The organism is Halopseudomonas pelagia, from assembly GCF_009497895.1.
Classification (GTDB): Bacteria; Pseudomonadota; Gammaproteobacteria; order Pseudomonadales; family Pseudomonadaceae; genus Halopseudomonas; species Halopseudomonas pelagia_A.
This window is the reverse complement of the sequence record NZ_CP033116.1, coordinates 187803-213245: the sequence shown is the minus strand read 5'-3', so window position 1 is coordinate 213245 and position 25443 is coordinate 187803. Positions and strand designations below refer to the sequence as shown.

Annotated in this window: 22 protein-coding genes; 14 read left to right on the top strand and 8 right to left on the bottom strand. The window is 59.3% G+C overall.

The features are described from left to right. Nucleotides 1-1605: a tetratricopeptide repeat-containing response regulator gene (locus EAO82_RS00990; RefSeq protein ID WP_096345322.1), complete on the bottom strand. Its 1605-nt coding sequence runs from the start codon at nt 1603-1605 to the stop codon at nt 1-3. A 255-nt stretch (nt 1606-1860) separates the two neighbouring features. Here EAO82_RS00990 and EAO82_RS00985 point away from each other — a divergent pair, with 255 nt between their 5' ends. After that, on the top strand, nt 1861-2577 hold the full coding sequence (locus tag EAO82_RS00985; protein ID WP_096345321.1) for a tellurite resistance TerB family protein: 717 nt from the start codon (nt 1861-1863) through the stop codon (nt 2575-2577). A 92-nt stretch (nt 2578-2669) separates the two neighbouring features. Further along, complete coding sequence (locus EAO82_RS00980) at nt 2670-4637, top strand: alkaline phosphatase D family protein (RefSeq protein WP_231703263.1); 1968 nt, start codon at nt 2670-2672, stop codon at nt 4635-4637. Between the two features lie 106 nt (nt 4638-4743). Here the strand turns inward: EAO82_RS00980 and EAO82_RS00975 are convergent, their stop codons facing one another. The 3 genes from EAO82_RS00975 to EAO82_RS00965 are packed head-to-tail and all read right to left on the bottom strand — an operon-like array spanning nt 4744 to nt 10475. Then, a complete protein-coding gene (locus EAO82_RS00975) occupies nt 4744-6159 on the bottom strand; it encodes an efflux transporter outer membrane subunit (protein WP_096345623.1) in 1416 nt (471 codons plus the stop codon). 11 nt (nt 6160-6170) lie between these two features. Then, nucleotides 6171-9320: an efflux RND transporter permease subunit gene (locus EAO82_RS00970; protein ID WP_153274261.1), complete on the bottom strand. Its 3150-nt coding sequence runs from the start codon at nt 9318-9320 to the stop codon at nt 6171-6173. 6 nt (nt 9321-9326) lie between these two features. Beyond that, the gene (locus EAO82_RS00965; RefSeq protein ID WP_096347776.1) at nt 9327-10475 is read right to left on the bottom strand and encodes an efflux RND transporter periplasmic adaptor subunit; all 1149 of its coding nucleotides are present in this window, start codon (nt 10473-10475) and stop codon (nt 9327-9329) included. Between the two features lie 190 nt (nt 10476-10665). On the opposite strand from EAO82_RS00965, the gene EAO82_RS00960 reads away from it, so the two are divergent. After that, on the top strand, nt 10666-11301 hold the full coding sequence (locus EAO82_RS00960) for a TetR family transcriptional regulator (RefSeq protein ID WP_096347802.1): 636 nt from the start codon (nt 10666-10668) through the stop codon (nt 11299-11301). Nucleotides 11302-11320: 19 nt separating this feature from the next. Here EAO82_RS00960 and EAO82_RS00955 read toward each other — a convergent pair whose 3' ends face one another. Further along, entirely contained in the window at nt 11321-11980 is a 660-nt protein-coding gene (locus EAO82_RS00955) for a TetR/AcrR family transcriptional regulator (protein ID WP_143520368.1), read from the bottom strand. A 290-nt stretch (nt 11981-12270) separates the two neighbouring features. Continuing rightward, nucleotides 12271-13620 carry a sensor histidine kinase gene (locus EAO82_RS00950; protein ID WP_096347778.1) on the bottom strand — a complete coding sequence of 450 codons (1350 nt, stop codon included), beginning with the start codon at nt 13618-13620 and terminating at the stop codon, nt 12271-12273. A gap of 67 nt (nt 13621-13687) precedes the next feature. Here EAO82_RS00950 and EAO82_RS00945 point away from each other — a divergent pair, with 67 nt between their 5' ends. Continuing rightward, nucleotides 13688-15679 carry a TonB-dependent receptor domain-containing protein gene (locus EAO82_RS00945; RefSeq protein WP_096347779.1) on the top strand — a complete coding sequence of 664 codons (1992 nt, stop codon included), beginning with the start codon at nt 13688-13690 and terminating at the stop codon, nt 15677-15679. Here EAO82_RS00945 and EAO82_RS00940 read toward each other — a convergent pair. Then, nucleotides 15669-16364 carry a response regulator transcription factor gene (locus tag EAO82_RS00940; RefSeq protein ID WP_096347780.1) on the bottom strand — a complete coding sequence of 232 codons (696 nt, stop codon included), beginning with the start codon at nt 16362-16364 and terminating at the stop codon, nt 15669-15671. The genes EAO82_RS00945 and EAO82_RS00940 overlap by 11 nt on opposite strands. Nucleotides 16365-16526: 162 nt before the next feature. Here EAO82_RS00940 and EAO82_RS00935 point away from each other — a divergent pair, with 162 nt between their 5' ends. Genes EAO82_RS00935 through EAO82_RS00925 form a run of 3 tightly spaced genes read left to right on the top strand, consistent with a single transcriptional unit; the run spans nt 16527 to nt 18762 of the window. Beyond that, complete coding sequence (locus EAO82_RS00935; protein ID WP_096347781.1) at nt 16527-16847, top strand: hypothetical protein; 321 nt, start codon at nt 16527-16529, stop codon at nt 16845-16847. Next, a complete protein-coding gene (locus EAO82_RS00930; RefSeq protein WP_096347782.1) occupies nt 16844-18442 on the top strand; it encodes a PepSY-associated TM helix domain-containing protein in 1599 nt (532 codons plus the stop codon). The genes EAO82_RS00935 and EAO82_RS00930 overlap by 4 nt, the downstream gene beginning before the upstream one ends. Further along, entirely contained in the window at nt 18439-18762 is a 324-nt protein-coding gene (locus EAO82_RS00925) for a DUF3325 domain-containing protein (protein ID WP_096347783.1), read from the top strand. The genes EAO82_RS00930 and EAO82_RS00925 overlap by 4 nt, the downstream gene beginning before the upstream one ends. A gap of 50 nt (nt 18763-18812) precedes the next feature. Here the strand turns inward: EAO82_RS00925 and EAO82_RS00920 are convergent, their stop codons facing one another. Further along, entirely contained in the window at nt 18813-20225 is a 1413-nt protein-coding gene (locus EAO82_RS00920) for an APC family permease (RefSeq protein ID WP_096347784.1), read from the bottom strand. 104 nt (nt 20226-20329) lie between these two features. Between EAO82_RS00920 and EAO82_RS00915 the strand changes: the two genes are divergently transcribed. From EAO82_RS00915 to EAO82_RS00885, 7 genes are all read left to right on the top strand, one after another. Further along, the gene (locus tag EAO82_RS00915) at nt 20330-20635 is read left to right on the top strand and encodes a DUF2845 domain-containing protein (RefSeq protein WP_231703262.1); all 306 of its coding nucleotides are present in this window, start codon (nt 20330-20332) and stop codon (nt 20633-20635) included. A gap of 75 nt (nt 20636-20710) precedes the next feature. Next, the gene (locus EAO82_RS00910) at nt 20711-21103 is read left to right on the top strand and encodes a GFA family protein (RefSeq protein WP_096347786.1); all 393 of its coding nucleotides are present in this window, start codon (nt 20711-20713) and stop codon (nt 21101-21103) included. Between the two features lie 253 nt (nt 21104-21356). Continuing rightward, nucleotides 21357-21953 (top strand): paraquat-inducible protein A, encoded by a 597-nt coding sequence (locus EAO82_RS00905; RefSeq protein ID WP_096347787.1) that lies wholly within the window; start codon nt 21357-21359, stop codon nt 21951-21953. Further along, nucleotides 21950-22594, top strand: coding sequence for a paraquat-inducible protein A (locus EAO82_RS00900; protein WP_096347788.1), 645 nt, complete (start codon nt 21950-21952; stop codon nt 22592-22594). Before EAO82_RS00905 ends, EAO82_RS00900 begins: the two co-directional genes overlap by 4 nt. Next, on the top strand, nt 22575-24221 hold the full coding sequence (locus EAO82_RS00895; RefSeq protein WP_096347789.1) for an intermembrane transport protein PqiB: 1647 nt from the start codon (nt 22575-22577) through the stop codon (nt 24219-24221). The genes EAO82_RS00900 and EAO82_RS00895 overlap by 20 nt, the downstream gene beginning before the upstream one ends. Before the next feature lie 17 nt (nt 24222-24238). Next, complete coding sequence (locus EAO82_RS00890) at nt 24239-24805, top strand: membrane integrity-associated transporter subunit PqiC (RefSeq protein ID WP_096347790.1); 567 nt, start codon at nt 24239-24241, stop codon at nt 24803-24805. Between the two features lie 89 nt (nt 24806-24894). Further along, on the top strand, nt 24895-25419 hold the full coding sequence (locus EAO82_RS00885) for a transporter suffix domain-containing protein (protein ID WP_143520369.1): 525 nt from the start codon (nt 24895-24897) through the stop codon (nt 25417-25419). Nucleotides 25420-25443: the final 24 nt, after the last annotated feature.

The window sequence follows — 25443 nt, the reverse complement described above, 5'->3', positions numbered from 1 at the left end:
TCACAGACCGGCTACCGTGTTACAGAGTTTTTGATAACGCTCATACCGTGCATCGCTGGCAGGCATGCTGCGCACCTGGTCCAGGCAGTCCAGGCATTGCGCTTTCAGCTCAGGATCGGGCTGCGCCAGCAGCATGCGCAGAAGTGACTGGGCGGTATTCAGCGCGAAGCTGATATTGCGCGGCTGCAATGCTTGTGCCTCGCGGAATAACGGCAGAGCCTCGGCGAACTGCTTTTGCTGATAAAGACGGATGCCCTGTCGATTCAGCTCCTGCGCAGCCTTGCCGCCGTTCAGAATGGCCGGATCATCGGTTTGTTCGGCGATCAAATGCATAACGTTGGCATCGTCACCATACATTTCCGCACAGGTGTGCAGGATACCCTTGGCCTGCTCCTCCTGGCCCAGCGCTTTCAGTTGCTCTGCCACCTCAAGTGCCACTTCGGCGGAGAAGAAGGTATCCAGTTCGCCCAGCTGGGTACTGGCTTGCTGAATCAGCTTGTCGGCCTCGCGCTGGTCACCGGTCTTGATCAGCGTACTGGCTTCCATCAGCTGCGCGCGTACCTGCAGGTTGGCATCGCCCTTCCAGCTTTTGCCCAAGTCGCCGAGGGTCTTGCGGATTTCCAGTACTGCGCGCGGATTGGGTGCCTGGTCGCCTGCCTGCTCGTTCAGGCTGGCCGCCAGTCCGAGATGGCTTTCCGGGTCCCGAAATTGCGAGTTCTGGCCCAGGTCCACAGCCTGGCGGTAGGCCCGCACTGCATTGTCGAAGTCGCCATTGGCCTTGGCCAGTTTGCCCAGCGACTGCTGGCGCTGCAGGCTGTTCGGTGAGATCTTGATTCCCTGCTCGATATATTCCTGCGCCTGTTTGGGCTCGCCCATGGCTGCCATCACCGCGGCCAGTCCGTCGAACAGTGCCGGCAGCATCGGGAACTGGCTGATTGCCGAACGGAACAGCTCCAAAGCCTGTTCCAGTTTGCCCTGTTCCAGCCACAGATTGCCCAAAGCAATTATCGCCCAGGGCATCGGGCGATCAGTCAACTGGGCCTGCAGCAGCTTTTCCAGTTCAGCACGTTGCCCGAGGGCCTTGAGGGCATTGGCCTGATAGCGCAGGCATTGCGGCGCAAAGCGTTTGTGCTCGACAGTCACCTTTTCGCACGCGGCCAACACGGCGCGATGGTCCTGTTTTGCCAATGCGTCGAGGATCGGCTTGAGCGCGGTCTTGCGCTCCACCAGTTTATCCAGCCGCTGTTGCAGGCTGGCACGGTTGAAAGGTTTGGTCAGGTAGGCGTCCGGCTCGCACTCAAGCGCGCTCATGACCATCGCCTGGCTGCTTTCGGCAGTGCACATGACGAAAATGCAGTGCGGGCTGATCAGCTTTAAATGATGCAGTTCTTCCAGCACCTGCTGGCCATTTTTGCCGGCGCCCAGATTGTAGTCATGTAGTATCACGTCATATTGAGTGTTGCGGCACATCGCGATCGCATCTTCGCCGCGTGGTGCGGAGTCGGCTTGTTTAACCGCCATCAGCCGCAACATACCGATGACGGACGTACGAAACTCAGAAAAGTCATCGACGACCAGAAAGCGGTTTTTGCTGTAATCAATCATAGAAGCATCCGGGCAAAGCACCTGCTAAGTAACAGGCACTATGGGCAGTATAGCTGGCTGGTTGCAAGCCTCACGCAGTTGCAGAATAAGGCAAAGTGCCACTACATGAAAGTGTATGCCTTGACGTCACGCCCGCTCGTGCGTGATTGCAGCCCGAGCGGGTTTTAAGACTGAGTTAAGTTTGATGTGGATAATCGAACTAATTTTTCGAAAATAGCATCCTATGGATAGTTCATTCTTACGACAGAGGCACACATGATTACACGTGGCTTGCTTGACCAGTTGCTCAAATCCGGCACCGAGATGTTGCAAGGCGGCTCTTCCTCCCAGGGCGGCTCTCAGAGCGGCAATACGCACCGGCAATCCTCCGGCAAGGGCGCCTCTTCGCTGAGCGGTCTGCTGACAGGTGCCGGCGGTGGCGCGCTCGGAGCGGGTGCCATAGGCATGTTGCTGGGTAGCAAAAAGGCGCGCAAGATGGGTGGCAAGGTGATTACCTACGGCGGCCTCGCCGCGCTGGGGGTGGTCGCGTACAAGGCCTACAACAATTGGCAGCAGCAAAATGGCGACCAGCAACGCCAGATTGAGCCACAAACCGTTGATCGCTTGCCGGCCGCGCAAGCGGAAGAGCACAGCCATGCGATTTTGCGTGCGGTGATTGGCGCTGCCAAGGCCGATGGGCACATAGACGCCCGTGAGCGCGAACTGATCGATGGCGAGGTCGCCAAGCTGACGCAGGATCCCGATCTGCAGCGCTGGTTCGACCAGGAATTGAACAAGCCGCTGGAGCCCAAGGATATCGCTGGCTCGGCTACCACGCCGGAGATGGCCGCCGAGATGTATCTGGCCAGCCTGCTGATGGTCGATGAGGAGAACTTTATGGAGCGCTCCTATCTGGAAGAGCTGGCGCGTCAGCTGTCGCTGGATCCGGCTCTCAAGGTCGAGCTGGAAAAGCAGGCACGGGTAGCTGCCTGAGTCGTCCATACTCCACCATTTGAGCAGTTGCCTGTATTCATGCCGTGATCCTGCCCCGGTTATTGCCTGGGCAGGTCTTTGATTAGAGAGGCTTGACCATCGTCACCCTACCCACTGCGCTTTCAACCGAGCTGCCTGCCATCCTCGCCGGCCCGGTGCTACGCCGTCTATCGCCTGATCGCATCCTGATCTGGCTGGTCACCAGCCAGCCGTTGGACATGACGCTCAGTGTGCAGCCCGAGGGTGGCAGTCACTCTCGGCATGGCCTGAGCGAGGGTGATGCTGAGGCAGGTAAGGGGCAGGGCCAGATATTATCGATCGGCCGGCATGCTCACGTGCAGCTGCTTGACTACGCACTGCCGCAGCCGTTGCCGGTGGATCAATTGATCAGCTACGACCTGCTCTGGACTGATGGTGCGGGTGAACAGAGCCTGGCTGCGGTTATGCCTGAATTGCGCTATCCAGGGCAGGAGACATTGTCTTTCGTCATCCCCGGCAGCAATCGGCAACTGCTGCACGGCTCCTGCCGTAAGCCACATTTTGCCGGCAAGGATGGGTTGGTGCGGGCCGATGAGTGGCTTGGCGAGCGGCTGCTGGACCCGCAGCAACGGCCTGACTGGCTGCTGATGACCGGTGATCAAGTGTATGCCGACGATGTCGCGGGGCCGATGCTGGTAGCGATACATCGGTTGATTGAACGTCTAGGCCTGTATGACGAGAAGCTTGAAGGCGCTACGGTGGATGATAGCCAGGCGCTCTATCAGAGTGACAAAAGCTACTATCAGCGTGAACAACTGTTGCCTGACGTACAGGGCAACGTGGCACTGCGCGAACGTTTCTTCGGCGGGGTGAAAAAGCCGGTGTTCACCTCGACCCATGCACGCAATCACCTGATGACTTTGAGTGAAGTGCTGGCGATGTATCTGTTGGTCTGGTCGCCGGTGCCCTGGCGGCTGATTGATCGGCAGGGCAAGCCTGTACTGGCGCAGGAGCAGGAAGAGGCATATAGGGAAGAGCAGGAGATCATCAATGAATTCGTTGATGGCCTGCCCCAGGTAGCGCGGCTGTTGGCGCACATGCCGAGCCTGATGATTTTCGACGATCACGATGTGACCGACGACTGGAATCTGACCGCCGACTGGGAAAGTACCGCCTACGGGCACCCATTCTCCCGGCGCATCATCGGTAATGCCCTGGTGGCCTATCTGCTCTGCCAGGCCTGGGGTAATGATCCAGACCGGGTCAGCAAACCCCTGGCTGACCTGGAAAGTCTATTGGGCAGTGCCAGTGAGAGCGGTTGGCTGGATGCCGCGGCTCAGGATGCCACGATCGACAACCTGTTGCGCTTTCATGCCTGGGAGTATCAAGTCCCCGGCACACCCCATCTGATCGTGCTGGATACCCGCACCCGCCGCTGGCGCAGTGAGCGTAGCCCCGGACGCCCCTCGGGGCTGATGGATTGGGAGTCGCTGACCGAGATGCAACAGCGCATGCTGGACAAGAAAGGCGTGGTGATCGTCTCGCCAGCGCCCATGTTTGGCGTCAAGCTGATCGAAGGGGTACAGAAGCTGTTTACCCTGGTGGGCAAACCGCTGTTGGTCGACGCCGAAAACTGGATGGCCCATCGTGGCGCGGCCAAGGTCATGTTGAATATTTTCCGCCATTCCCGCACGCCGGGTAATTTTGTCGTTCTCTCCGGCGATGTGCATTATTCCTACGTCTATGACATCCGCATTCGCCACCGCGACCGGGGCCCGCATATCTGGCAGATCACCAGCAGCGGCCTGAAAAACGCCTTTCCCGACACGTTGCTGGACTGGTTCGATCGCCTTAACCGCTGGCTGTATGCGCCCTGGTCGCCCCTCAATTGGCTGACCAAACGCCGCCGCATGCAGATCACTCCGCGTGATCCCGATCAGGCGAGCTCCGGTGAGCGGGTCTGGAATGGCACTGGTATCGGCTTGGTGATCATGGATCAGGACGGTCGGCCGGTGGATGTGCGGCAGCTGGATGCGCGGGGATTTGAGGTGAAGTTTCCGCGCAAGCCGGACAGAAAATAACCGGCCAGCCGCTGGCCCATAGCCAATAGCTATTCAGAGGCTGGCTGTTCGGCCTCCTGCTCATGATAATACCGTGAGCAGGAGGCCGCCTTGTGAGCTTTCTGATTTATTCGGGCTGTTCGCCTTCGCCTGCCCAGCCACCGCCCAGCGCGCGAAACAGGTCAACCTCACTCGCCAGCTGGTTCAGCCGGTCGGTGATCAGTTGCTGGCGGGCAGTGAAAAGCTGGCGCTGCGCGTCGAGCAAGGTCAGGTAGCTGTCTACGCCACTGCGGTAGCGGCGTTCGGCGATCTGGAAGTAGTCCTCACTGGCGTCGAGCAGGCGTTGCTGCGACGCGACTTGATCCACATAAGTTTCCCGTGCAGCAAGGCCGTCGGCCACTTCGCTGAAGGCGATCTGGATGGCTTTTTCATACTCGGCTACGCGCACATCACGAATCACTTCGGCGTAGTTCAGGTTTGCCTGCAGGCGCCCGGCATTGAAAATCGGCACGCTGATGCTGGGGGAAAAACTCCAATACTCCGAGCCGCTGTCGAACAAGCCTGACAGCTGGCTGCTGGCGCTGCCGGCATTGGCGGTGAGGCTGATGCTGGGGAAGAAGGCCGCCCGTGCGGCGCCGATATTGGCGTTCGCGCTGCGCAGGGCGTACTCGGCCTGGAGGATGTCCGGGCGTTGCAACAACACATCTGAGGGCAGACCGACCGGTACCTCGGCGAGCAAGTCTGCGTTCAATTGCGGCCGCTCGGCGGGCAATACCGGTATGCGCTGGCCTATCAGCAGTGCCAGAGCGTTGCGATCCTCGGCTACCAGCCGGGTGTAGCGTGCCAGGCTGCTGCGTGCGGTCTCCACTGCAGTGCGCGCCTGAGTCAACTCCAGTGACGAGGCGATGCCGACATCGAAGCTGCGCTGAGTCACCCGTAGGCTCTCATCATAGGTCTTCAAGGTGTCCTGGGTTGCTTCCAGCAGTGCCTGATCCGCCTGCCAGAGCAGGTAGGTGTTGGCGACGCTGGCGATCAGACTGGTCTGCACGCTGCGCTGTGCGGCCTCGGTTGCCAGGTACTCTTGCAGTGCCTGTTGCTGCAGGCTGGCGACCCGGCCAAACAGATCAATCTCCCAGGCGACACCGAGTGTCGCGCTGTATTGGCTGGTGATGCCGCTTTGCGTGGTGCCGTTGAGATCTGACGGTGTACGCGTGCGGCTACCGGCAGCGTCAGCGCTCAAGCTGGGCAGGCGGTCGGCGCTCTGAATACGGTACAGCGCGCGGGTGGCCTCCACATTCAAGGCGGCCACGCGCAGGTCGCGGTTATTCTCCAGCGCTACCCCTATCAGGTCGCGCAACTGCGGATCGCGGAAGAAGTTTTGCCATAATGGCGGCGCGACCAGCGCTTCGCTGGAGGCGGTGGCGTAGGCTTCACCTCGTGGCCAGCCTTCGGCTACCGGAGATTCCGGGCGCTGGTAGTCGGGTATCATCGAGCAGCCAGCCAGCGCTGCAATCAGGCTAGCGCCCACCAGGTTTCTGGCCATCAGAACAGGCTTCATGGCGCGACCTCCTGGGGGGTCGGATCGGTGTCATCGGCCTTGGCTTTTCTGCCACCGAACAGCGATGAAATCATTACGAAGAACAGCGGCACCCAGAAGATCGCCAGCACCGTGGCGGTGATCATGCCGCCGATCACGCCAGTACCGATAGCATGCGAGCTGCCGGCACCCGCGCCGCTGGCCAAGGCCAGGGGCACCACGCCGAGGGTGAAGGCCAACGAGGTCATGATGATCGGGCGCAGACGCATGCGGCAGGCTTCCACTGCGGCGTCAAACAGGCTCATGCCCTGCTCGTGCAGGTCCTTGGCGAACTCGACGATCAGAATCGCGTTTTTCGCCGTCAGGCCGACGGTGGTCAGCAGTCCTACCTGGAAGAATACGTCATTGGTCAGCCCGCGGCCCAGGGTGGCCATCAGCGCGCCAATCACACCCAGAGGCACCACCAGCATCACCACCAGCGGAATTGACCAGCTCTCGTACAGCGCCGCGAGACAAAGGAATACCACCAGCAAGGACAGCGCATAGAGCATCGGCGCCTGATCTCCGGAAATACGCTCTTCGTAGGAAAGACCGGTCCAGGCCACGCCGATACCTTGCGGCAACTTCTGGGCTATCTCTTCTATCGCCGCCATGGCGTCGCCGGTGCTGTAACCGGGCGCGGCTTCACCCATGATTTCCATCGCAGCAACACCGTTGTAGCGTGACAGCTTGGGTGAGCCGTAGATCCACTCACCACTGGCGATGGCGTTGAACGGCACCATCTCGCCGCTGCTGTTACGCACAAACCATTTCCCCAGATCATCAGGGCCCATACGGGCACTGGCCTCGCCTTGCAGATAGACACGCTTGACCCGGCCGCGGTCGATAAAGTCGTTGACGTAGCTGGAGCCCCAGGCAATCGATTGGGTGCTGTTCACTTCGGCAAGTGACACGCCGAGCACGCGAGCTTTTTCGTCGTCCACGGTCAACTGGTATTGCGGCTCGTCTTCCAGGCCGTTGGGGCGGACAGCCATCAGTGCAGGGTGCTGCGCGGCCATGCCGAGCAGTTGATTGCGCGCCTGCATCAGCGTGTCATGACCGACCCCGGCATTGTCCTGCAGAAACAGGTTGAAGCCGGTGGCGTTACCCAGCTCCATCACCGCAGGAGGCGCGAAGGCGAAGACCATCGCATCACGGTAGGTGTCGAATTTCGCCTGCGCCCGCTCGGCCAGCGCAAATACACTGAGCTCGGGGTCCGCACGCTCATCCCAGGGCTTGAGGCCAATAAAGGCCATGCCCGAGTTCTGCCCGCGGCCGGCAAAGTTGAAGCCGGTGACGGTGAATACCGAGTTCACTACATCGCCTTCTTCGTTCAGCAGGTAATCGCGCATGGTGTCGATTGTCTGCTGGGTACGCTCGGCGGTAGAGCCGGCTGGGGTCTGCACCTGGGCGAAGAGCACGCCCTGGTCCTCGTCCGGCAGAAAAGCCGTGGGAATGCGGGTGAAGAGCACGGCCATGACCGCGACGATGACAAGATACAACAATACGTAGGGCGTCTTGCGCTTGAGCATGCTGGCGACGCCACGCTCGTAACGGCCGACGCCGCGATTGAAGGTACGGTTGAACCAGCCGAAGAAACCGCGCTTCTCATGGTGGCCGCCCTTGGGGATCGGCTTGAGCATGGTCGCGCAGAGCGCCGGGGTAAAGATCATTGCCACCAGCACCGAAAGCGTCATCGCCGAGGCAATGGTGATCGCAAATTGGCGATAGATCACCCCGGTGGAGCCACCAAAGAAAGCCATGGGGATAAATACCGCCGAGAGCACCAGGCCGATACCTACCAGCGCTCCCTGAATCTGATCCATCGACTTGCGCGTCGCTTCCACCGGCGACAGGCCTTCCTCGGCCATCACCCGCTCGACGTTCTCGACCACCACAATGGCGTCATCCACCAGCAGACCGATGGCCAGCACCATGGCGAACATGGTCAGAATATTGATGGTAAAGCCGAATACCGAAAGCACACCGAAGGTGCCTAGAATCACCACCGGCACCGCCAGCGTCGGAATCAGCGTGGCGCGGAAGTTCTGCAGGAACAGATACATCACCAGGAACACCAGCACCACAGCTTCCAGCAGGGTATGCACCACACCTGTGATCGACGCGGATACAACCGGCGCGGTTTCATAGGGATATTCGACCTTCATGCCAGGCGGAAAGAACGGCTCCAGGTCGGCAATGGTCTGCTTGACCGCCGCAGCAGTGTCCAGCGCGTTGGCACCGGTGGCCAGTTTGATCGCCAGGCCGGAGGCCGGCATGCCGTTGAACTGGGCGGAGATATTCGCGTTCTGTGCACCCAGCTCGACACGGGCGACATCTTTCAAACGCACTTGCGAGCCGTCTGGATTAGCTTTGAGCAATATTTCGCGGAACTGCTCCGGACTTTGCAGGCGGGTTTTGCCGATGATGGTCGCGCTTAATTGTTGCCCGGGCACGGCTGGCAGGCCGCCGAACTGGCCGGAGGAAATCTGCACGTTCTGCGCCTGAATCGCGGCGCTGACGTCGGTGGGCGTGAGCTGGAAGTTATTCAGCTTGGCCGGGTCCAGCCAGACGCGCATGGAGTAAGGCGCGCCGAAGACCTGGAAATCGCCCACGCCATCGGTCCGCGATACCGGATCCTGCAGATTGGAAATGATGTAGTCGGCCAAGTCGTCGCGGTTCATGCTGCCGTCGGTAGAGACGACGCCGATGACCATCAGGAAGTTGCGCACCGACTTGGTCACGCGAATGCCCTGTTGCTGGACTTCCTGCGGCAGTAGAGGGGTAGCGAGCTGTAGTTTGTTTTGTACCTGCACCTGAGCGATGTCCGGATCCACGCCCTGGTCGAAGGTAACAGTAATTTCCATGCTGCCATCGGAATTGCTGTCCGAACGGATATAGCGCAGGCCATCAATACCGTTGAGTTGCTGCTCGATGACCTGGACCACGGTGTCCTGCACCGTTTGCGCCGATGCGCCGGGGTAACTAACCGAGATGCCTACCGCCGGCGGGGCGATGCTCGGATATTGATTGACGGGCAAGCTGAGTACGGAAAGACCCCCAGCCAGCATGATCACCAGGGCTATTACCCAGGCAAAGATCGGACGGTCGATAAAGAAACGTGGCATGGGGAATTATCCTTCCTGACCAGCGGCGGACGCGGGCTCAGACACATTGCCTGCCGGCACCACCTTGACCTCTGCGCCGGGTTTGACGAACTGCAGGCCTTCGGTAATCAGCCGGTCACCGTCATTCAGCCCTTCGCTGATCAGCCAGCGATTGCCCACGGTGCGTTCGGTGCGTACTTCGCGCAGCTCGACGATATTGTCGGCGTTGACTACCAGCGCCGTGGCCTGGCCTCTGGGTGTACGGGTAATGCCTTGTTGCGGCGCCAGAATGGCCTCCGAGCGGGTACCGGCAACCAGTTGGGCGTGCACGAACATACCCGGCAGCAGCATATTGTCCGGGTTGGGGAATACTGCGCGCAGGGTCACGGAGCCGGTACCGGCGTCGACTGATACTTCAGAGAATTCCAGCGTACCCTGATGCGGGTAAACGCTGCCGTCTTCCATTTGCAGGGTTGCCTGGGCCGCGTTGTCACCAGCCTTCTGCAGGCGACCTTCGTCCAGATCTCGGCGTAACGCCAGCAAGTCGCGGGCGGGTTGGGTCACGTCCACATAGATAGGGTCAAGCTGCTGAATAGTCGCCATTGCCGCGGCCTGGCCGTTGTTCACCAGCGCGCCTTCGCTGACCGCCGAGCGGCCAATACGCCCATCGATGGGTGCTCTGACCTGGGTATAACGCAAATCGATCTCGGCGCGCTCCAGCGCGGCCTGGGTTTGCAGGCTGCTGGCGCGAGCTTCGTCATATTCCTGGCGGCTCACCGCTTGATCTTCGATCAGTTGCTCGTAACGGTCGCTCAGCGCTTTGCTGGACAGATGGGCGGCTTTGGCGCTGTTCAGCGCCGAGCGGTAGACCGACGCATCGATCTGGTAAAGCTGCTCACCGGCCTTCACCTCGCTGCCTTCTTCAAACAGACGCTTCTGGATGATGCCGTCCACCTGGGGGCGCACTTCGGCCATCCGAAAGGCCGCCGTTCGGCCTGGCAGGTCAGTTGTCAGCTCAAAGGGCTCCGCCGCCAGCGTTACCACGCCTACCTCCACAATTTGCGCTGCGTCGGGCTGCTCGGCAGGCGGACTGTCCTGTTGCCCGCAAGCGCTCAGCAGCCCAATGACCGTTAGCAGGGGAAAGAGCGCGGTCCGCGCAGAGATCGGGCTAAGCATGAAAAAATCCTCGAAGGATGCAGTGCGTGTGCTGGTGGCCAGAAGGAAAGTCAGGCCGATTGATGGGTAATATACTTACGTACATGAATGTTTGTAAATACCCAGAACATTAGTTAACATAAATCGCTTGCCTGGCAGCCCCGGTAAATCAGGCTACACGAGCTTCAATGATGACTGGATGACAAAGCAGATGGTAAGGCGGACGAAAGAAGAGGCGCAGGAAACCCGGAATCAGATATTATCCGCAGCGGAGTTGTGTTTTTATCGCAAAGGTCTTTCGCGTACCTCGCTGGCAGAGATTGCCACCGCTGCCGGGGTGACCCGCGGTGCCATTTACTGGCACTTTCAAGACAAGTCAGAACTGGTTGGCGCGTTGCTTGAGCGCGTCAACATACCCTTGCAGCCGCTCAGTGAAGCCAGCCGCAGCCCAAGTGAGCCTGATCCCCTGGGGCGCCTGCGTGATTTGCTGGTCACCGTTTTCCGCCGCGCCGCGACTGACCCGGAAGTACGCCGCGTCAGCGAGATTCTATTTCACAAATGTGAGTACACCGAAGATCTCGGCAACCTGCGCCAATGGATGCAGGACTTCCGCCGGGAATATAACCACAATATTGAGTTGAGTCTGGGCAACGCCGTGGCCAAGGGGCAGTTGCCTGAAAAGCTCGATCTGGTGGTCGCCAGCCGCTGCGTTCACGCCTTCATTACCGGCGTACTGGACCAGTGGTTGCTGGTGCCGGTGGGCCTGGATCTGGACGCGAAGGCGGAAACCCTGGCCGACGGTATTCTGGATATGCTGCGGTTGAGTCCGGCGTTGCAGACGGCCTGAGCGGCAGCGGCGCTGAACCTCAGCAACCGCCAGCGTGCTGGGCTTCAATGGTTTGCAGGTAAGCGACCATGGCATGAATCAATTCCATCCGCAGCACGCGCTCCCGGTACTGATTATTTTCCTGCAGTGATTGCAACGCCCCGACCGGGATGTTGAAAAGCACGTAGCTGATCGTCTTCAGCAGCGCGGTGTCCAGTTTGGGCATGCGCAGTTCCAGCACCTTTTCATAATTGGCCAGAATCGATAGCCTCAAGTCGGGCGCGCCTTCAATCTTGCTGCCCAGGGAATTGCTGATGATGACCAGCATCTCAGGGTAGGTATCAACATATTGAAAGTATGGCCGCGCCAGGCTTTCGATCACCGCCTGAGGGCTCATATCGCGCCATTGAGCTGATGAAATCTGGTCAAGCTCGCGGGTAATGCCGTTCATTGCGGTCAGATGACGCTGACACAGGGCATCTATCACCGCGTCTTTATCCGGAAAGAAATGATACAGAGAGCCAATCGAGGTCTGGGCCCGTTTGGCCAGCTTGTGCATCGTCAACTCACCCGGTCCCTCCTCCCATAATAAAATCGCACAGGCATCCAGCACTGCCTCCACCCGCGCACGGCCCCGTGTTTGCTGGGGGGTGCGGCTGGTTTTGCCGGAAGGCTCATTCTGGGTGGATGTTCTGGTCATGGGCAGTATCTGCGGATCAGTGAAAATCAGTTCGGAGCATAGAGTATTGGGCAAGCAGGGGCCAGTGAGGAAGCGTTTCAGCAAATGAGTTGCAAATGTGCTTACTAGAACTATTCGTCTATTCAAGAATCTAGTGATTGGATCAATCTTGAAAAGGCTTCTCTATGCCCATGAAAAATTCAGCGTTGTTGATTATTCGTTTAGGTCTGGTGGACGCGCGAGTTTAGTGGCCAGGCCGAACCGGATCAGTTCGGCTCGCTGGTGTTGGCACGGGCGTTTTGAACTACCTGCTATACCGGCAAGGTGATGCGGATTGTGCTGGGCTGGTCGGGTACGAAAGCCACCCGACCGCCGGCGTTCTGCACAATCCGCCGGACTATCGCCAAACCGAGTCCGGTCCCTTCGCTGCCCTGGCGACCTTTGTGAAAGCGCTGGAACATGCGCTCCTGGTCCTGCTCTGGTACGCCTGGGCCCTGGTCGCTGATTTCGATGACAAGCTCGCTGGACTCTCGGCGAAGCACGACAAAGGTTTCACCGCGCCCGTGCACCAGTGCATTGTCGAGCAGATTGATCAAGGCCTCGCGCAGCTCGTGAGCGTGGCACAGGCAGTGCTGTCCGTCGGCAATCTCCGCGACTATCGCTCTTCCCTGCTCTTCGAACATGGGCAGCATCGTCCCAGTGACCTCGCGGCTCATTCGCGACACATTGGTCAGAACCAAGGGGCTGCCGCAAGCCCCTGCGCCATCCTGCCGGGCCAGTTCCAGCAACTGGGCCACCAGGCGGCGTAGCTGGCGCATTTCCTTCTCGAGTATCGGCCAATCGAGCAATCCGCTGCGACGTGAATCCTGCAAGCGCAAGTCGAGTACCGTCAGCGGCGTGCGCAGTTCATGGGCGGCATCGGCGATAAACCGACGTTCGGCTTCATAGGCGCCTCCCAGTCGGTCAAGTGCGCTGTTGGCAGCGCTTGCGAGCGGGTGAAATTCCGTGGGAAGCCCTTTCAGCGGGATGCGCCTGCCCGGGTTGTCCGGCCCTATGCTTCCGGCCAGCTGCGTCGCCCGTCCTACCGGTCTGAGCGTCCAGTTCAGCAACATCATGATGAGCAAACCAGCACCCAGCACCAACGGCAGCAGCAGAATCAGGCTCTGACGCACCCGATTCAGGAGCATTCTGTCGAGCATTTCGCGTTCGGCGGTATCCGTGCGCGACACCATCAGCACAGCGCCGTCGGCCAACTGCACAGGCACGTTGATGGTTCTCCCGGCATAGGGGCTCCAGTGCCACCATTGCGGCTGGGTCTGCAGCAGTTGAGTCCGCAGGCGGCTGGGTCGCGGCATATGCGCGGAATAGTCCAGCAGGCTGCCATCGGCAGCGTAGAGCGTATAGCTCATCTGGTCCCCGGCGTAATGGCGCGGCAGCGTTTCGATGTTCTGTTCGGCGCTGAACCCTTGGCTGAGGGTGCCGGCCTGAATCAGCAATACCGCTCGGCGCAGTTCGTCGCGGGTGCCATATAGCTGGATGGCAGATATACCCAGGCCCATTACAAACACCAGCAACAAGGCGATCAGCATTCGCCTGCGCAGACTTTGGCCGGCGGAAGAAATAACTCCGTCCGTCAGGTTGTGGTCAGAAAGCCGTGGCATATTCCTCCGGAAATAGAACTGCGAATCTATATCGTTCGCATTACTTATATCCGAGAGGCGCTCCTGCATGCCAGCGTTAAAGACTTACCGGCAGTATTTTTTCCATCCAACAGCGTTGGCAATGGCCATCGCGGCGGCGCCTGTGTATGGCGCGGAGCCGGTTGAATCCGACGTTCTGAACCTTAATGAGATGGTAGTGACTGCCGCAGGCTATGAGCAGCAACTGATTGATGCGCCAGCCTCCATCACGGTGATTGGCAAGGATCAGCTCGAAGGTCGCTACTACCGTGACGTGACTGATGCGCTGCAGGATATTCCCGGGGTTTCGATTGAAGGTGGCGCTGGCGGCAAGCTCGAAAGCACCAGCATCAACATTCGCGGACTGGGCGAGTCCTATACCCTCTTCCTGATCAACGGCAAGCCACTGGGCGCTTCGACTGAGGCTTATTACAACGGTTTTGGCAGTGCCACCCAGGTCGGCTGGTTGCCGCCGCTGGCATCCATAGAGCGCATTGAAGTGATTCGCGGGCCGATGTCCTCCCTGTATGGCTCAAGTGCTCTGGCCGGGGTTATCAATATCATCACCAAGACTGTGGGCGATGTCTGGAGCGGTCGGCTTAGCTACGACACTCAATTCCAGGAGGACAACAATGCAGGCACCGCTCGGCAGGCCAATTTCTATCTCAGCGGCCCGCTGATAGAGGATCGGCTAGGGTTGACCTTGTACGGCTCGCAATTCGAGCGCGATGAAGATCAGATCGAGGGCGGTTATACCGATAAACAGCGTGTGGATGGCACAGCAAAGCTGAATCTTGTAGTCAACCAGAGCAACAGTCTGGAATTCGAAGCGGGCCGGGCCGAACATGATAACGAACGCACGGAAAAATCAGGCGCTCCAGGCGAGATGAACAATGTCCGTCATCATTACGGCGTCACTCATGACCTTGAGTGGGGCAGCAACCTGGAAACGCGGACTTTCATCATCAGCGAAACCGTGGATATTGAAAACGGCAGCATCGAATCCGAGTATTCCAGCACTTTGGCCAACAGCAAAACCGTGTTGCCGCTGCAGAATCAGACGCTGACTCTGGGCGGCGAGTACAAGTGGGAAACCACGGCCCATGATGCCAGCCGCTTCTATGGTGCGGCCAATGATCTGGAGCTGGATCGCTGGCAGCGCGCGGTGTTTGTCGAGGATGAATATTATCTGAGTGACGATCTGTCGGTCACTGCGGGTCTGCGGTTTGACGAAAACGAACACTACGGTGAAGAGTTTATCCCTCGCCTTTATGCGGTCTACCGCCTGGCGGACAGTTGGGTAGTCAAGGGCGGGGTAAGCGGCGGCTACAAGGCGCCTACGCTGAAGCAGGCGGACCCGGGCATTGTAGAGAATGCTGCGCGCAGCCGGGCCTTCGATATGGGTAATGCCGATCTCAAACCCGAGAGCAGCGTGAATTATGAGGTTGGGTTGATGTGGGATGCCGAGAACGGCATCAGCTCGGGAGCCACAGTCTATTACACCGAGTTTGAGGATCAGATCGGCAAGCGGCTGTTCTGCGATACCCGTGACGGGTCTGATCCGGTATGCGAGGTTGGGGGTGTGACCCGCGAGTACATCAATCAGTACGTCAACCACGATTCCGCCGAACTGCGGGGTGTGGAGCTATTCTTCAATATGCCACTGGGCCCGGTGGATCTGAAAACCAACTACACCTATTCCGATAGCGAAATCATCGAGTCGCGTGACTCCCCGGAAAGTATCGGCCAGCCGTTCAATAATCTGCCCCGGCACATGTTCAATGTGGGCCTGGACTGGAAGGCCAGTGCAGCAATGGGGCTCTGGGCCAAGGCGCGTTACAAGAGCAAGAGCGTAGAAGATACCGAAAGCCAGATACCCGCCTACACCCTGGTGGATATTGGCGGGCTGTACCGGCTCAGCGACAGTTTTGATGTATATGCCGGCCTCTATAACGTCTGGGACAAGGAAGTCACCGCGGAGGATTACGGCAAGACGCTGGACGGCCGACGGCTGAACCTGGGTGTGGCGTTCAACTTCTGAGCAAGGAGTAGGTCGTCGGCGCGAGCCGGTAGCCCAGGCCACGCAGGGTTTCGATGCTGCTGTTTGCTCCCGCAGCATTCAGCTTGCGCCTCAACCTTGAGACCAGCGCCTCGATGGCATTGAGCGTAACGGCTTCATGCATTGAGTACAGGCGTTCCTCCAGGCGGTCCTTGATCACCACCCGGGGTGCGTTGCGCAGCAGCTCCTCGAGCAATGCCAGCTCGCGCTTGGGTAACAAAAGCGGGCGCTGGTCGACCAGCAGGGCCCGGTCTGTCTGGCGGAAGCTCAGATTGCCCAGATTGATGTATGCCTCTCTGCGGGGGCCAGCGCGTCGCAGCACCGCGCGCAGGCGTGCTTCAAGCTCCGGCATGTCGAAGGGTTTGAGCATGTAGTCGTCGGCGCCGGCGTCCAGTCCGGCGACCCGGCTATTGAGAGCGTCACAGGCGGTAAGAATGATGCAAGGCAGATCAGGATTGCGGGTGGATCGCCGTGCGGCAAGCAGATCGAGGCCGTCCATGTCAGGCAAGCCAAGGTCAAGGATCATCGCGTCGTAGCGGCTGAGTTCGAGCATGGCCAGCGCCTGACGGCCATCTTCGGCAACGTCCACGACGAATCCGCTGCGGGCCATATGCCTGGAAAGCAGTTCTCGCAAGGCGGGGTGGTCTTCGACGACGAGCAGTTTCATGGCGGCCTCCAGTGCCGGGGACGTCAGGGTCCGGTCAGCAAGATCAGAGAAAGTAACAAGATATTACTTTATCAAAACGCAGATGATTTGTATTCTCATTTAAAGGCGGTGTCTTCTCGGCCCGTGTAATGATGCTCTTTCCCATGGCAGGAACTTCACTCAATGCTTAATCCTTCTCTTCTTGCCGGCGCGCTTTCACATTGCACGCGCTATCGTAGGGCGATCCTTTCACGCAGCCTCCTTGCGGTATTCGGGGGTTATTTCTTTACCGCCTTGAGCACTGCGAGTCTGGCGCTGGCGATAGCAAGCGTATTACCCCGGGCGCAAGCGGTGCTGGCTGCCAGCCAACTGTCGTTTGCACTTTACTGCGCCATGGTGATCTGGGCTTTCGCCGCGGCTACTCCGTTGCGTGCATGGATAGTTACGAGCGCTCTCTGTACCTTGCCGGCGCTGCATCTACTGCTGGTCGGAGCCTTGCCATGAAGCCGCTCGGTTTTCGCCAGGCCAATGCCTGGTTGCACACCTGGGTAGGTCTGCTGCTCGGCTGGCTGCTGTATGCCGTTTTTCTGACCGGCACCCTGAGTTTCTTCCATGAGGAAATCAGCTTCTGGATGAAACCTGAGCAGCACGGTTCGCAGCCCCATAGCGGCACGGCCATGCTGGCATACGAACGCATGCAGCAGTTGGCGCCCGATGCGGCGCAGTGGAACATCAATCTGCCTGACGAGCGCGACCACTCCCTGCAGGTGCAGTGGTTCGAGCAGGGTGAGCGTGTAGGCCGAGGCGGCGGTCAACGGCTGACGCTGGATGCCGCCAGCGCAGAGCCCATTGAGGTGCGCGAAACCCGTGGCGGAGGCTTTCTCTACCGGTTCCATTTCGAGCTGTATGGGCTGCCCCGGGTGATGGCACGCTGGATTGTCGGCGTTGCAACCATGGCGATGCTGATCGCTATCGTCAGCGGCGTGATCACCCACAAGAAAATATTCAAGGATTTCTTTACCTTCCGTCCACGCAAGGGCCAGCGTTCATGGCTGGATGCGCACAACGCCAGTGCCGTCCTGGCCTTGCCTTTCCATTTCATGATCACCTACAGCGGCTTGCTGTTGTTGATGTTCATGCTTATGCCCTGGGCAGTAGACAGTGTTTACCAGGGTGATACGCAGAAATTTTTCCAGGAGTCGGGCGGGCGTGGGGGTGGTCAGCGAGGCGAGGCGACGCCGGTACAGAATGCGCTTCCCGCCCCGCTGACCGACATCGCTCCGCTGCTTGCCCAGGCGCATGCGCGCTGGCCACGCGGCGTGGCAGACATCAGGGTCAGCCAGCCTGGGCGCCAGGGAGCGGTCATCGAGTTGCGCGAAAATGGCGGTGACAGCCTGGTTGAGCGCGGTGCCAGCGAGCGCCTGCGTTTTGACGGCGTCACCGGTGTCGCGCTGGGTGACCCCTTGTCACCGGCTACCCCGGCGGTCAACGCCGTCTATAACGTGTTCACCAGTCTGCATCTGATTCGCTTCGCCGGCCCGCCACTGCGCTGGTTTTTCTTTTTGAGCGGACTGATCGGTACGGCGATGGTTGCAACCGGCCTGATACTTTGGGTAGTCAAGCGACTGCCCGAACGCAAAAAGCTGGGACGCACTCCCTGGGGGCAGCGTCTGGTGGAAGTGCTGAATGTGGGGACGGTGGCCGGTCTGCCGTTGGCAATAGGCGCCTACTTCTGGGCCAACCGGCTGCTGCCGGCAACGCTGGCCGACCGAGGTACCACGGAGATTCGCTGCTTTTTCATCGTCTGGGCACTGTGTCTGATTCACCCGTTATTACGGCGCCACAAGCAGGCGTGGATCGAGCAGTTGTTTGCAACTGCAGTGCTTTACGCCGGCTTGCCGCTATTCGGCCTGACAACACCCGGCAGTGGGTTGCCAGTCACCCTGCGTGAAGGCAATTGGCTGTTGGTGGCGATGGACCTGAGTCTGCTGGTGGCGGCCGTCGCGTTTGCCTGGTCTGCGATGATTCTGCTCCGGCACCAACCACTGGTGAAAGTAAAGCCGGCCAAGGTCAGCCCTGCAAGGAGAGCGCCGGTATGATCGCATTGAGCCTGGCGCTCTGTATCAGCGGCTTTGGTAGCTTGTGTCTGGGAACACCCAGGCATTACCAGCGCATATGCCAGACCCCTTGCGGGCATCAGCGCCAGCGGCTGCTGCAATTGCTGGGCTGGTTGCTGCTGGCAGCGGCGGCTGCGCCGGCAATCGCGTCAATGGGTGCGTCGGTAGGCCTGGCGTTCTGGGCTGCGGCGCTCACCCTGGGCGCCATGGGGCAACTGCTCATGTTGAGCTATCGACCGGGCTGGATTATCCCGGTCACGCTGCTGGCGCCCTTTCTGGCACTGGGGGCTGGCCAGTTGTAGCTGGCGTCCTGGTCTGTCAGCAGTTGTCTGCCGGCAGACAGTCGCTGGCCTCACTCCTCCAGTTCGCGGCGCATCGCCTCATCCGAATAGGCGACGCCGTAGCGCTTGCGCGACCAGGCGTACATACCCAGCCCCAACAGCATCCAGCCAGCAAAGACCACCCACTCAACGGGTAGCAGTGCCGATGGGCTGCCTGGCATATAAAGTGTGATCATCCCCAGCGAAGCAAGCAGGGCGATGCTGCCTACCAGCATGCCGGCCGGCACCTTGAAAGGCCGTTCCAGATTTGGCTCCTTGCGGCGCAAGGCGAGGAAGGATAGTGCGACGAAGAAGTACGCGATCACGATTCCCAGCCCGCCGGCATCCACCAGCCATACCAGCGCCGGGCGACCGAAGAACGGCGCTATGCTCGACAACACGCCGATCATCAGAATCGCATTGACCGGCGTTTTGTATTTGGGGTGCAGTTGGGCCAGAAACGCCGGCAGCATGCCGGAGCGCGCCAGCGCGTAGATCGCCCTGGAACCGCCGATGTAGAACGCATTCCAGCTGGTAATAATGCCGGCGATCCCGGCAAACACCATCAGCTTGCCGGCCCAGGGCGCGTTGAATACCGCCTGCATCGCGTCCGGCACCGCCAGCGAACTCTGCTCAAGAGCGGCTGGCGTGAGCATCATCGAAGTGCCGTAAATGATCAGCGCATACCAGAACACCGCCATCAGCACCGATAGCATCAGCACCCGGCCGATCTCACGGAACGGCAGATTGATTTCTTCTGCCGCCTGAGGAATCACGTCAAAGCCGACAAACATGAAGGGCACCATGATCATCACCATCATGATGCCGCCGACCACGCCGTTCTCGACACTGAATAGCGGCTCCATGGTCACGGTATCGCCGGTGAACATCGCGCCGGTGATGAACATGATACCCACCACCAGAATCAGCAGCGTCACCACCTTCTGAACCAGCGCCGCCATGCGAATGCCCAGATAGTTGATCCACATCATTATCAGAGAGCCGACTACGCCCACGGCAACCCAGGTCGCTTCCACTTCCCAGCCGGCTACGGTCCACAGATGCCCCACCGAGTACCCCGGAAACAGATGTTCAACTACTGTGGGCAAGGCCACGGCCTCGAAGGACACCACGCTGATGTAGCCCAGCACGATGCTCCAGGTACACAGGAACGAAGGGAAGTGGCCCAGTGAGCGGTAGCTGTAAACATGCTCGCCGCCGACTTGCGGCATGGCCGAAGCGAGCTCGGCGTAGGTCAAACCAACCAACAGAATGGCTATGCCGCCAACGACGAAAGCAGTGATAGCGCCCAGGCTGCCGGCGGACTGAATCCAGGACCCGGTCATCACGATCCAGCCCCAACCAATCATCGCACCGAAAGCCAGGGCGAGGACGTCTTTGCGCGCGAGAACGCGTTCGAACTTGACGGCTATGGGATTACTCATTGGCGAGATCCTTTTTGTTATGTTGCGTCGTGGTAAAAGTGCGCGCTTACTATCAGGATAGACTATCGCCATGGGTTCAACGTTCACGATAAGGGGAATAACCGGTGCTAATTTTACGAACGATGGCTGTCGTCGTTGGTATGCTGTTGGCGTCATCCGCCTGGGCGTCGATGCGCTGTGCGGACGGCATTCTGAGCACTGCGGAAGACATCCAGAGCGTACTGAGCAAGTGCGGTGAACCGGACAGCCGCGCCCGCGAGCCTGCCGAAGTGGATGGTTATGGCGCACTGGTACCCAACGCGGTGCCGGTCGAACGCTGGGTCTATGGACCGCAGAACGGGATGTACTATCACTTGCGCTTTGTAGATGGGCGTCTGGCGGAGGTGCGCAGTCGTCGCTCTCCGCAATAAGCTCACCGGGGTCACCAAGCTTCGGCTAAGCTCAGTTAAGGCTCAGCTTCCATCCAGTTCATTAGGAGACGCAGCATGGAGCAATTCACTGGCGGTTGCCTGTGCGGCGACGTTCGCATTCTGGCGTCGGGACGGCCCTACCGAGTTGGGATTTGTCACTGCCTCGATTGCCGCAAGCATCATGGCGCGCTGTTTTACGCCTCGGCAGTGTTCCCCGCAGAGGCGGTGACGATTGAGGGCGAAACCCGCGACTATGCCGGAAGATTCTTTTGTCCCCGCTGTGGCTCCTCTGTTTTCGCGCGCAGCGATGACGAAATCGAAGTACATCTGGGCTCTCTGGATAAACCTGACCAGCTAACGCCTACCTACGAAAGCTGGGCTATCCGCCGTGAGTCATGGTTGCCGACCTTTCCGTTGGCGAAACGCTATCTGCGTGATCGGGAAGGGACGGGGCGGTCTGAGAGTTAAGTTGTGTCGCTGGCAATTATTTTCCGATGTTTTACTCGATCAAGGCGACGCGGCTGAACCTGGCTATCTGGCTGAGCGAGTAAAGGCTTCGAAAGCCCTGTTCATGCTGCCTGGATTAAATCTTCCGGGCCCCATTCGACGAATTCAATTCCAGGGTCTACTGTTATTTTACCCGCATAAGCAGTGCGCGCCTTTACCCTTTGAGACGACGATCGCGGCCCCTGTTGCTTGACATCGCTTGCGGGTGATATCCATGGCGAACTGCGACGAGTTGATCATCTGTGAACACTGCGATTGCGTGTTTGAAAGGGTTGCTCTCGCCAAGCACCAGACCTCCCTTTGCTCGCGCTGCGGTGGCGTGCTGCAGCGTGCCAGTGGTATGGCGATCGACCAGCGGCTGGCGCTGACGATTACCGCCGGCGTGCTGTGGATACTGGCCAACTTTTATCCCCTCATGACCATCAGCCTGCAAGGGCAGAAAAACAGTGCCACGTTGTGGGATGCGGTATTGGCGCTCAGCGTCGGGCCGATTACGTTCATCGCGCTGGTAGCTGCTATCTCCATCATCATCGCCCCCATCTTTCAACTGCTCGGGCTGGCCTGGGTGCTCAGCTTCGCCCTGGCCCGCAAGCGTGCTCCGGGCTTCAAGCTGTGCATGCGCTGGCTTGAGTCGCTGCGGCCCTGGAGCATGCTGGAGGTGTGCCTGCTGGGCGCGTTGGTAGCGGTATTCAAACTCGCTGGCATGCTCGACGTGTTGCCAGGCGTCGGCTTGTTTGCGCTGGCCGCGCTCAGCGTGTTGCTGATCCCGGTTGCCGGTCGCGACGTGCGCGAGCTGTGGGACCTGCCTTGAATACGCCAACGCTGGCCAGCGACCTGAACCTTTGCCTCTGCCATAGCTGCGGCAAGAGCTGTGACATGTCCGGGCGACCCCTGTTCTGTGAGCGCTGCGGCGCCCCGCTGCACGCGCGCAAGACCAACTCACTGTCGCGCTCATGGGCGTTCTTGCTGACGTCGTTAGTGTTTTACATCCCCGCTAATGTGCTGCCGGTGATGAACACCAGCATGCTCGGCAATGGCGCCGATAGCACCATAATGAGCGGGGTGCTGGAATTTTGGCAGCATGGCGCCTGGGATATTGCGCTGATCATTTTTATCGCCAGTATTGCCGTGCCGGGGGTCAAGTTCGCCGTCCTGTCGCTTCTACTGGTGACGGCGCAACGGGGCAGTAACTGGGCGCGCAAGGAACGCTCCAGGCTTTACCGCTTTATCGAGCTGATTGGCTACTGGTCGATGCTCGATGTGATCGTGGTCGCGCTGGTTGCTGCGCTGGTGAAATTCCACGGCCTGGCGGATATCGAACCACGCGTGGGCATCCTGTTTTTTGGCCTGGTAGTGGTGTTTACCATGCTCTCGGCCATGAGTTTCGATCCACGCCTGATCTGGGAAAATCCGACACAGCGGGAGGTCGCGAATGGAATCGCAAGCCACTGACGAATCTCGCCCCCCTGGCAAGGCTGTCGTCAAAACCCGCCGCTTCAGAGTGTCGCTGGTGTGGATCGTACCCATAGTGGCAGTGCTGGTGGGTATTTCCCTGGTGGTGCACAACGTCTTGCAGGTCGGGCCCACGATCACGGTGACCTTCAAAACCGGCAGCGGCCTGACCGCGAACAAGACGCAGGTCAAATACCGCAATGTGGTGATTGGCTACGTCTCGGATGTGGCGTTGAGTGAGGATCAGAGAAGCGTCAACGCCACCATCAAGCTGGCCAAGGAAGCGGAGAGCTTTACCCGCGCAGACTCACAGTTCTGGGTGGTGCGGCCGCGCATTGGTGCCAGTGGTGTTTCCGGTATCGATACGCTGCTCTCCGGCGACTACATCGGCGCTGATATTGGCCAGTCGACTACCCTGGTAAAGCACTTTGAAGGCCTGGAAACGCCCCCGCTCATTACCTATGGTGAGCCGGGCAAGCGTTTTACCCTGCGCAGCACCGACCTGGGCTCGCTGGACATTGGCTCACCGGTTTACTACCGCAAGATCCCGGTCGGTCAGGTGGTGGCTTACGCCCTGGACTCTGACGGCAAAAGCGTCAGCATCGACGTGTTTGTGCATGCGCCGAACGATGCTTATGTGACCGACAATACCCGCTTCTGGAACGCCAGTGGTATCGACGTCAGGCTGGATGCCAACGGCTTTGCGGTACAAACCGAATCCTTCTCGTCTATTTTGATGGGCGGCATTGCCTTCCGCGCTCCGGACTACAGCCCCAATGATCAACCGGCCGAAGAAAACAGCGGCTTTGAGCTGTTCGATGACCAACAGGCTGCTTTGGCTCCGCCCGACGGCAAAGCCCAGTATCTGAGCCTGCGTTTCGACCAGGCATTGCGCGGATTAAAGGTCGGTGCTCCGGTCGAATTTCTTGGCATCGACATCGGCAAAGTGGTGACGGTCAACCTGGACTTCGACCCATCAGAACGAAGCTTTCCATTAGAGGTGGGCATTGTGATTTATCCGCAGCGCCTTGGCCTGGCACACGCAAAGATGCTTAAAGCGCTCAACCATGACCCCAACGATGAAGCCGCCGGTGTTCGGCTTATGGGCAGCTTTATTGATAACGGGCTGCGAGCGCAGGCACGTAGCGGAAACCTGCTGACTGGCCAGCTGTTTATCTCGCTCGATTTCTATCCGAATGCAGAGAAGGTCGAGTTTGATCCGATCGCCAGACCGGTGACCATACCCACCATTCCTGGCGATTTCGAACAGGTGCAGGAACAGTTGCAGTCTGTGGTCGAGAAGATCAGCAATCTGCCGTTGGACCGCATTGCGGGGAACCTCGACAGCAGCCTGGTCGAGTTGCGCAAGGTTCTGGCGCAGGTCAACGCCAGCACCTTGCCTGAGGTAACCACCACCTTGACGGAAGCCAGCAAAGCCCTGGGGTCGGCCAGCTCGACACTCGCCGAGGACTCTCCGCAACGGGAACAGCTGACGCAAATGCTGGAGGAGCTGGGTCGTACCTCGCGCTCCCTGCGTGAGCTATCGGAGTATTTGGGACGTCATCCGGAGTCGCTGATTCGCGGCCGGCCGGAGAATGCGGCGCCGCTGCGAGCGCCGTCCAATTGAATGAAGGAGCATCACCCATGGATTTTCCACGGAAGATCATGCTCGCCGCCGCGGTGCTGCTCCTGGCTGCTTGCCGCAGTGATCCTATTCAGTTCCACACCCTGTCTCCCACTTCGGCACAGTCATCCGGCGCCGTTCAGAGGCACAATGTTGAGGTGCAGATCGAAACCATCAGCATACCGCCCCAGGTGGACCGGCAGCAGATTGTCGTCCGCCAAAGCGACAGCAGCCTGGCCATTCTGGAGGGCCATTGGTGGGGGGCGAGCCTGGTGGATGAAATGCGCAGTGCCCTGGAGCAGCAATTACCCAATCCGGGCGCGGCAGGCAAGGTTTCGGTACGACTGGATGTCCAGCGTTTGGATTCTCTACCCGGGGAATACGCGCTGATTGACGTCAATTGGCGTCTGCGAGACCTGGGCGCCAATGCCAGGCCGCTGCTGCATTGCCGCAGCAGACTACAGACAGCTGCGGGCTTAAGCATTGACGACATCGTAATCGCCCATCAACAGAATTTGCGGCAACTGGCCGCGGAAATCACACAAACGGCCAGCAACACAGCCTGGCGTTGTTTATCAAGCTCATAAGTTAAATGAGCATGCTTTTGTGCGGGTCATTTTGAGGTGCTGGGGGAAAGATCAGTTATCTACAACCCTTATTACACAGGTAATACATCATGATCACGGCACAGATTTCGGAAGCGCCAAAGTCCGCTAAGTGGCGCTTCAAGCTAGGCATCGGCTTTCTCTGTTTAATGCCCATCCTGTGGCTGTTGGTGCCGCTCGCGGCGATGGCGGATGCGCCAGGCTCGCGCATTGCCGCTTTGACTGGCGCGCTGTTCATCATCAACAAGGTGCTGCTGCTGCTGGTGATCGCGGTCATGGGCAAGGCCGGTTTTCAGGAGCTGAAAAAGCATCTGTTCGGTTACGTCTCCGATCTCGCTCCCAGCAGCGATGTCGAGGTCAGTGCCACCCGCTACCGTATTGGTCTGGTGATGTTTTGCCTGCCTTTGGTGTCGTCGTTTCTCGAGCCCTATATTGACGCCCTGGCACCTGGCCTGCGGCCCAATAGCTGGGCATTGCAGCTGTTAGGTGATGTGCTGCTGATCAGCAGTTTCTTTGTGCTCGGTGGCAACTTCTGGGAAAAGCTGCGCGCGCTGTTTATCCGCAAGGCACGGGTGATCAACGCCGACGCGGTCTGAGGCTGCGCGGCTCAGATCCGGCGC

Excerpts from the sequence above, each read along its gene's own strand:
- EAO82_RS00990 (WP_096345322.1), bottom strand. The coding sequence starts at position 1,605 with ATGATTGATTACAGCAAAAACCGCTTTCTGGTCGTCGATGACTTTTCT.
- EAO82_RS00985 (WP_096345321.1), top strand. The coding sequence starts at position 1,861 with ATGATTACACGTGGCTTGCTTGACCAGTTGCTCAAATCCGGCACCGAG.
- EAO82_RS00975 (WP_096345623.1), bottom strand. The coding sequence starts at position 6,159 with ATGGCCAGAAACCTGGTGGGCGCTAGCCTGATTGCAGCGCTGGCTGGC.
- EAO82_RS00970 (WP_153274261.1), bottom strand. The coding sequence starts at position 9,320 with ATGCCACGTTTCTTTATCGACCGTCCGATCTTTGCCTGGGTAATAGCC.
- EAO82_RS00965 (WP_096347776.1), bottom strand. The coding sequence starts at position 10,475 with ATGCTTAGCCCGATCTCTGCGCGGACCGCGCTCTTTCCCCTGCTAACG.
- EAO82_RS00960 (WP_096347802.1), top strand. The coding sequence starts at position 10,666 with ATGGTAAGGCGGACGAAAGAAGAGGCGCAGGAAACCCGGAATCAGATA.
- EAO82_RS00955 (WP_143520368.1), bottom strand. The coding sequence starts at position 11,980 with ATGACCAGAACATCCACCCAGAATGAGCCTTCCGGCAAAACCAGCCGC.
- EAO82_RS00950 (WP_096347778.1), bottom strand. The coding sequence starts at position 13,620 with ATGCCACGGCTTTCTGACCACAACCTGACGGACGGAGTTATTTCTTCC.
- EAO82_RS00945 (WP_096347779.1), top strand. The coding sequence starts at position 13,688 with ATGCCAGCGTTAAAGACTTACCGGCAGTATTTTTTCCATCCAACAGCG.
- EAO82_RS00940 (WP_096347780.1), bottom strand. The coding sequence starts at position 16,364 with ATGAAACTGCTCGTCGTCGAAGACCACCCCGCCTTGCGAGAACTGCTT.
- EAO82_RS00935 (WP_096347781.1), top strand. The coding sequence starts at position 16,527 with ATGCTTAATCCTTCTCTTCTTGCCGGCGCGCTTTCACATTGCACGCGC.
- EAO82_RS00930 (WP_096347782.1), top strand. The coding sequence starts at position 16,844 with ATGAAGCCGCTCGGTTTTCGCCAGGCCAATGCCTGGTTGCACACCTGG.
- EAO82_RS00925 (WP_096347783.1), top strand. The coding sequence starts at position 18,439 with ATGATCGCATTGAGCCTGGCGCTCTGTATCAGCGGCTTTGGTAGCTTG.
- EAO82_RS00920 (WP_096347784.1), bottom strand. The coding sequence starts at position 20,225 with ATGAGTAATCCCATAGCCGTCAAGTTCGAACGCGTTCTCGCGCGCAAA.
- EAO82_RS00910 (WP_096347786.1), top strand. The coding sequence starts at position 20,711 with ATGGAGCAATTCACTGGCGGTTGCCTGTGCGGCGACGTTCGCATTCTG.
- EAO82_RS00905 (WP_096347787.1), top strand. The coding sequence starts at position 21,357 with ATGGCGAACTGCGACGAGTTGATCATCTGTGAACACTGCGATTGCGTG.
- EAO82_RS00895 (WP_096347789.1), top strand. The coding sequence starts at position 22,575 with ATGGAATCGCAAGCCACTGACGAATCTCGCCCCCCTGGCAAGGCTGTC.
- EAO82_RS00890 (WP_096347790.1), top strand. The coding sequence starts at position 24,239 with ATGGATTTTCCACGGAAGATCATGCTCGCCGCCGCGGTGCTGCTCCTG.
- EAO82_RS00885 (WP_143520369.1), top strand. The coding sequence starts at position 24,895 with ATGATCACGGCACAGATTTCGGAAGCGCCAAAGTCCGCTAAGTGGCGC.